At 53.2% G+C, this 7,689-nt stretch carries 4 protein-coding genes; 1 reads left to right on the top strand and 3 read right to left on the bottom strand.

The window, feature by feature from the left end:
* Nucleotides 1-23: 23 nt before the first annotated feature.
* Nucleotides 24-1,589 carry a glutamine-hydrolyzing GMP synthase gene (guaA, locus tag ACTHUE_RS08365; protein ID WP_070461856.1) on the top strand — a complete coding sequence of 522 codons (1,566 nt, stop codon included), beginning with the start codon at nt 24-26 and terminating at the stop codon, nt 1,587-1,589.
* Nucleotides 1,590-1,659: 70 nt separating this feature from the next.
* Here guaA and gloB read toward each other — a convergent pair whose 3' ends face one another.
* The 3 genes from gloB to purL form a co-directional block, all read right to left on the bottom strand.
* Nucleotides 1,660-2,409 carry a hydroxyacylglutathione hydrolase gene (gene gloB, locus ACTHUE_RS08360; protein ID WP_440361112.1) on the bottom strand — a complete coding sequence of 250 codons (750 nt, stop codon included), beginning with the start codon at nt 2,407-2,409 and terminating at the stop codon, nt 1,660-1,662.
* Between the two features lie 23 nt (nt 2,410-2,432).
* Nucleotides 2,433-3,518 carry a hypothetical protein gene (locus ACTHUE_RS08355; protein ID WP_049322084.1) on the bottom strand — a complete coding sequence of 362 codons (1,086 nt, stop codon included), beginning with the start codon at nt 3,516-3,518 and terminating at the stop codon, nt 2,433-2,435.
* 182 nt (nt 3,519-3,700) lie between these two features.
* Nucleotides 3,701-7,627, bottom strand: coding sequence for a phosphoribosylformylglycinamidine synthase (gene purL / locus ACTHUE_RS08350; protein ID WP_049322085.1), 3,927 nt, complete (start codon nt 7,625-7,627; stop codon nt 3,701-3,703).
* Nucleotides 7,628-7,689: the final 62 nt, after the last annotated feature.

Raw genomic sequence — 7,689 nt, 5'->3', positions numbered from 1 at the left:
TTACATTTTGCAAAGTTTCCGCCATGACTCAAGACAAAATCCTTATTCTCGACTTCGGCTCGCAAGTTACCCAGCTGATCGCCCGCCGCGTGCGCGAAGCCCACGTTTACTGCGAACTGCATTCTTTTGACATGCCTTTGGAAGAAATCAAAGCTTTCAATCCGAAAGGCATCATCCTCTCCGGCGGCCCTAATTCCGTTTACGAATCCGATTATCAAGCCGATACCGGCATTTTTGATTTGGGCATTCCGGTCTTGGGCATTTGCTATGGCATGCAATTTATGGCGCACCACTTGGGCGGCGAAGTTACCCCGGGCAACCAACGCGAATTCGGTTATGCACAAGTTAAAACCATCGACAGCGAGCTGACACGCGGCATTCAAGACGATGCGCCAAACACGCTCGACGTATGGATGAGCCATGGCGATAAAGTTTCCAAACTGCCTACCGGCTTCTCTGTTATCGGCGATACCCCGTCTTGCCCGATTGCCATGATGGAAAACGCTGAGAAACAATTCTACGGCATCCAATTCCACCCTGAAGTGACCCACACTAAGCAAGGTCGCGCGTTGTTGAACCGCTTTGTCTTGGATATTTGCGGCGCACAACCAAGCTGGACCATGCCGAACTACATCGAGGAAGCCGTTGCCAAAATCCGCGAACAAGTTGGCAGTGACGAAGTGATTTTGGGTTTGTCCGGCGGCGTGGACTCTTCCGTAGCGGCCGCACTGATTCACCGCGCTATCGGCGACCAACTGACCTGCGTGTTTGTTGACCACGGTCTGTTGCGTTTGAACGAAGGCAAAATGGTGATGGATATGTTTGCCCGCAACTTGGGCGTACGCGTGATTCACGTTGATGCAGAAGAGCAGTTTTTGGCGAAACTTGCCGGCGTGACCGATCCGGAGAAAAAACGCAAAATCATCGGTGCGGAATTTATCGAAGTATTCGATGCTGAAGAGAAAAAACTCACTAACGCCAAATGGTTGGCGCAAGGTACGATTTACCCTGACGTAATCGAATCCGCAGGCGCAAAAACCAAAAAAGCCCACGCCATCAAATCCCACCACAACGTCGGCGGCCTGCCTGAAAACATGAAGCTCAAGCTGCTTGAGCCTTTGCGTGATTTGTTCAAAGACGAAGTGCGCGAATTGGGCGTCGCTTTGGGTCTGCCGCGTGAAATGGTGTACCGTCATCCGTTCCCGGGCCCCGGTTTGGGCGTGCGTATCTTGGGCGAAGTGAAAAAAGAATACGCCGACTTGCTCCGTCAAGCAGACGATATTTTCATTCAAGAATTGCGCAATACTACCGATGAAAACGGCACATCTTGGTATGACCTGACCAGCCAAGCCTTTGCCGTATTCCTGCCTGTGAAATCCGTCGGCGTGATGGGTGATGGCCGTACTTACGATTACGTCGTTGCCTTGCGTGCCGTGATTACCAGCGACTTTATGACTGCGCACTGGGCAGAGCTGCCTTACTCGCTGCTCGGCCGCGTTTCCAACCGCATCATTAACGAAGTCAAAGGCATCAACCGCGTGGTTTATGATGTCAGCGGTAAACCGCCTGCCACAATTGAGTGGGAATAATCCCTAAATAATAAAGGCCGTCTGAACAGATATTGTTCAGACGGCCTTATTTATTAGGGACTAAGCCCAATTAAAATTGATTTTTCAATTCACGCAAAGCGGCGAAGACTTCGAGTTCGCTGTTTAATTTTCGTCCGCTCAATTCTTCGGCACGTGCTTGAACTTGTGGCAGGTATATGCGGAAAAATGGGTTGACTTTGCGCTCGTGCGCCAGGCTGACAGGCAGTGTCGGCGTGTGTTCGGCTGCGGTCAAGGCCGTCTGAATGTCGGCATTGTCCGGTTCGATATGCTGGGCAAAACGCAGGTTGGAGGCGGTGTATTCGTGCGCCGGATAAAACAGCGTTTCTTCGGGCAGCTGGTTGAATCGGTGGAAACTGTCGTAAAGCTGCTCGATTGTGCCGGTAAATACGCGGCCGCAACCGGCGGAGAACAAGGTATCGCCGCAGAAAACGTGCAGGCCGTCTGAATTTTCCAGTAGATAGCTGATGTGGCGGTCGGTATGGCCGGGGGTCGCCCAAACGGTAACCAAGCCTTCGCCAAACGGGAACTGCGTACCTGCGGTGACGGTATGCGTCGCCACGTCGATGTCGCTTTCGCCATAGATTGGGGATTCTAAGAAGCCGTTGTGCAGCGCTTTTGCGCCACCGGTATGGTCTGGGTGCGGGTGGGTAATCCATGTTTGCGCCAGCATCAAGTGGTTGTGCACAAGGAATTTTAAGACCGGCGTGGCATCGGACGGATCGACGCAGACGGCATGGTTGCCTTCTTGAATCATCCAGATGTAGTTGTCGTTTAGGGCTTGGATTGGTGTGATTTTCATATGCTTTCTTCTGGTTTGGGGTTTCAGACGGCCTCTAAATAATCTTTGATATTCGGGCTTTGGCCGAACACGGCTTCATGGGCTTGCTGGATGCACAGTCGGTTGAACAGCAATCTTTGGGTTTGGTCGCCGTCGACAATCCGCACTTGGCCTTGCAGTTTGGGCGCGTCGTGATGAAAGGTGTTTTTAAACGCGTGCCAACGGTCAGCTTGCAGATGAACGATGGCAAACATATCGTGCGAGATATTAACGCCGATGCTGAATAGCTTGGATGAGGCTTGCAGGCAGAAACTGCTGTCGCCAAACAGGCACAGCCCCGTGTTTTCCAGATAGCGGAACAATTCGATTTTCACGGCTTCGGGTTCGGCAAAGATATTGCAAAACAGCCGTTCAAACAACGACGGCTGCGCCACGCCTTCGCTCAACATACCGTAAAGACCGCCCAGCCAATCGACATAGCCGAGAAAGGAAAAACGGTAGTCCTGCATAATGGCTTCGATGCGCTTGGGGTCGCGTTTGCTGATCAAGCGGACAAATTCAAAACCGACTTCCGGCAGCCGCGCCCGAAGCGTTTGGTGCAGGCGGTGGGCAAACAGGTTTTTATGGTTGTGCGGATTGCGCAGAATGCCGAGGAATTTCAGCCGCAATATCCGCCACAAGGCATCCGGTACTTTGACGGTATCGGCATTTGCCGTAGGTATTTTCAGACGGCCTGCAGGCAGGGTGCGCAGATGGTTGCAGGCATCTTCGTAGCCGCTTTCATGACGGTTGAACCAGCTTTCCAGATTGTATTGGTTGGCGGAGTCTTCGACAAAGGTCAGCGTATAGAGGTTTTTCGCCGCCAAGTTGCCGATGATGTTGACGCTTATCGCTTCGCTGCGGTTTTGTTCTTTGCTGCGGGCTTTTTCGCCAGGATGGAACATGGATAAGGGTAGCTTGTAAACATTCTGATTCTGCGGGCTGACCTGCGGATTATGCGCGTGCTGTCGCTGCTCGGTCTGGGCGACGAAGTGGTGCTCCTTAGTCGGATTCGCGGTCAATAGGGCGTAAGGCTTTTCGCCGCATTCGGAAAATTCGCAATCGCTGAGGATAAAGGCTTGTCGAGTCATAATGTCGGGAAAGGCCGTCTGAATATGTTGATTATAGTTTAAAAGAGGGAAATACAGAATGACGGCAGCCGGTTTCTATAAATAAAGTAAACTTAAAGGCCGTCTGAAAACAGGAGGCGGAAAATTTTGCCTTTCCTGTTTCAGACGGCCTTGCTTAAAGCCTGATCAAATCAAGCTTTTCATTAGCCCAAAGCTTTTCTTGCGCCGGCAAAGAGGCGATACCAGCCAGACAGTTCCGTCCAGTCTTCCGGTTTCCAGCTCATTTGCGCGGCACGGTACACGCGTTCCGGATGCGGCATCATGATGGTAACGCGGCCGTCGGTGTTGGTCACGCCGGCAATGCCTTGTGGCGAGCCGTTGGGGTTGAGCGGATAAGTTTGGGTCACTTGGTTTTGACCGTCCACATATTGCAGCGCAATGCCCAAATCGGTGGAAATATTGCCGCCGTGAAGCGCGAAGTCAGCGCGGCCTTCGCCGTGGCTGACCACGACAGGCAGGCTGGAGCCTTGCATTTCGTTCAGAATCAGCGACGCGGATTTCGGAACATGAACCATGCTCAGGCGCGCTTCAAACTGTTCGCTCAGGTTGCGCTTGAACTTCGGCCATGTTTCTGCGCCCGGGATAATCTCGGCAAGGTTGCTGACCATTTGACAACCGTTGCACACGCCCAATGTAAGCGTGTTCGGATCGGCAAAGAAGGCGGCAAATTGGTCGCGCAGAGCAGGGTGGAACAGAATCGATTTCGCCCAGCCTTCGCCCGCACCGAGTACGTCGCCGTAGCTGAAGCCGCCGCACGCCGCCAGCATTTTGAAGTCGGCAAGGTTAACGCGGCCTGCCATCAGGTCGGACATATGCACGTCGTAGGCATCGAAACCGGCGCGGGTGAAGGCGGCGGCCATTTCGATTTGCCCGTTCACGCCCTGTTCGCGCAGGATGGCGATTTTGGGTTTCGCGCCGCTGTTGACGAAAGGCGCGGCGATGTCTTCGTTCACGTCGAACTTCACGTCGGCAAACAATGCGCTGCATTCATTGTCGCCAATCAGGGCGAACTCGCTGTCTGCGCAGGCGGGGTTATCGCGCAGGCGTTGGATGGCGTGGCTGGTTTCCTGCCATGCGCGTTGCAGGTCGGTAAGGGATTGATTGAAAATTTCTTCTCCTGCATTGATGACCATATGGCCGCTGTCGGCAAACTCTCCCAAATGGTGAAGCGTGAGATTCAGTTTCTCGCACAAATTGAAAATATATTCGTGGTCGGCAGCGTGAACAGCAATAACGGCTCCTAATTCTTCGTTAAACAGGGTAGTTAGGACAAATTTTTGCCATTCTTGAGGCGAGTAATACTCGTTTTGAACGTTAATATTTTTACTTACCATTGTCAGCAGGTCGAGATTCATGCCACGGCGAGAAGCAAATGCCATTTCTGCCAGAGTCACAAACAAACCGCCGTCGCTGCGGTCGTGGTAGGCCAGCAACTTATCTTCTTGAACGAGTTGCTGAATTAACTGATAAAACGCTTTCAGATGGCCTGCATTAATATCAGGTGCTTCGCCGCCGCTTCGGTTATACACTTGAGCCAGTGCAGAACCACCCATACGGCACTTGTTGTTGCCTAAGTCAATCATCAGCAGAATAACGGACGAATTGGCATTGTCTTTTAATACGGGCGTAACAGTCTTGCGCACGTCTTGAACTGGCGCGAACGCGGAGATAATCAGGCTCAACGGCGAGACGACGGATTTTTTCTCTTCGCCGTCCTGCCAAACGGTTTTCATCGACAGGCTGTCTTTACCTACCGGAATGCTCAAATCCAATGCCTGACAGGCTTGGGAGACGGCTTCGACGGTGCGGTAGAGTTTTTCGTCTTCGCCCTCGTTGCCGCACGCCGCCATCCAGTTGGCGGAAAGTTTGATGTTGCCGATGTCGCCGATGTTGACCGCCGCGATGTTGGTGATGGCTTCGCCGACGCACATTCTGCCCGAAGCAGGCGCGTCAAACAGGGCGACGGTCGGTTTTTCGCCCATAGACATTGCTTCGCCGCGATAGGTGTTGAAGCCCATCATGGTAACGGCGCAATCGGCTACGGGGGTTTGGTATTTGCCGACCATTTGGTCGCGGTGGGTCATGCCGCCGACGCTGCGGTCGCCGATGGTAATCAGGAAGTTTTTGGCGGCTACGGTAGGCAGGCGCAAAACGCGGTAGGCGGCTTCGGTAATGTCGATATCGCCGGCGTTAAACGGTTTTTCAGACGGCGTAACTGTTTTGTCGCTGCGCGTGGTTTTGGGCGGTTTGCCGAGCAAAACGTTTAACGGCAAATCGACAGGGTTGTTGGAGAACAAGTCGTCGCGCACTTTCAAATGGCCGTCGTCAGTCGCTGTACCGACTACCGCAAACGGGCAGCGTTCGCGTTCGCAGATGGCGCGGAAGGTGTCCAAATCTTTTTCCAAAATGGACAACACATAACGCTCTTGCGATTCGTTGCACCAGATTTGCAGCGGGTTGAGGCCGTGTTCTTCCAGCGGCACTTCGCGCAACTTGAATACCGCGCCGCGTCCGGCATCGTTGACGAGTTCGGGGAAGGCGTTGGACAGACCGCCCGCACCGACGTCGTGGATGGAGATAATCGGGTTTTTGTCGCCAAGCTGCCAGCAGCGGTCGATCACTTCTTGCGCACGGCGTTCGATTTCAGGGTTGCCGCGTTGTACGGAGTTGAAGTCCAAAGACGCGTCGTTTGTTCCGGTATTCATCGAAGAAGCCGCGCCGCCGCCCAAGCCGATGAGCATGCCCGGGCCGCCCAGTTGGATCAGCAAGGCGCCTTCGGGGATTTCGTCTTTGTGTGTTTGTTGTGCCTGAATGCTGCCCAAACCGCCGGCAATCATAATCGGTTTGTGATAGCCGCGAACCTGACCGTCAAATTTTTCTTCAAAAGTGCGGAAGTAGCCCAAGAGGTTCGGGCGGCCGAATTCGTTGTTGAACGCTGCGCCACCGATCGGGCCTTCGATCATGATGTCTAAAGGGGAAGCAATATGGCCGGGTTTGCCGTAGGCTTGTTCCCAAGGCTGCTCCAGGCCCGGGATATTCAGGTTGGAGACGGTAAATCCGGTCAAGCCCGCTTTCGGACGCGAACCTTTGCCTGTTGCGCCTTCATCACGGATTTCGCCGCCCGCACCCGTTGCCGCGCCCGCAAACGGAGCGATGGCGGTCGGGTGGTTGTGCGTTTCCACTTTCATGATGATATGGGTATCTTCTTCGTGGAAACGATAGCCTTGATTTTCCGCCGCATTCGGATAGAAACGCTCGATTTTTGCGCCTTCGATCACGGACGAATTGTCTTTATAGGCAACGACTGTGCCTTCGGGATGCGCGTTGTGCGTGTCGCGAATCATGCCGAAAAGGGATTTCGGTTGTTTTTCGCCGTTGAGGATGAAATCGGCGTTGAAGATTTTGTGGCGGCAGTGTTCGCTGTTTGCCTGAGCGAACATCATCAATTCAACATCGGACGGATTGCGGTTTAAAGCCTGATAGTTTTCAACCAGATAATCGATTTCGTCGGCTGAAAGCGCCAAGCCCATTTCGGTATTGGCTTTGACCAAAGCCTCTTTACCGCCGCCCAAAACATCTACGCTGGAGAAGGTTTCCGATTGGATGTGGTGGAACAGTTGCGCCGCTGCATCGATGTCGGTCAACACGCTTTCGGTCATGCGGTCGTGCAACAGGGCTGCCCATTGTTGTTTTTGCCCGTCGGTAAGCGCACCTTCCAACCATACGGCCATGCCGCGTTCAATACGCTCAATGCCTTCCAGACCGCAGTTTTCGGCGATATTGGTTGCTTTGGAAGCCCAAGGCGAAATGGTGCCCAAACGGGGCGTTACCAAAAATAAATGCAAGCCCTCGCGCGCTTTGGGCGTTTGTTCAACGCTTTGCGCCGCCAGTAAGGCTTGCAGTTTTTCGACTGTCGCGGCATCAAGTGCTTTTTCGCTACCGACAAAATACCAAAATTCGCTGCTTAATTTGACTTCGGGCAGGCCGAGTGCGGCTGCTTTTTGAAAGAGTTTTTCAACACGGAAATCGGAAAGGGCGGTTACACCGCGCAAGGGCAGAACAACAGACATGGATTCAGCTCACAAAATGCAGTTGGGGAATCCATTATTATACCTGAAAAATGCAATTTTGC

It is taken from the genome of Neisseria sp. P0021.S005 (assembly GCF_051956955.1).
The sequence above is the reverse complement of the archived record's forward strand: the minus strand, read 5'-3'. Positions and strand labels throughout refer to the sequence as shown.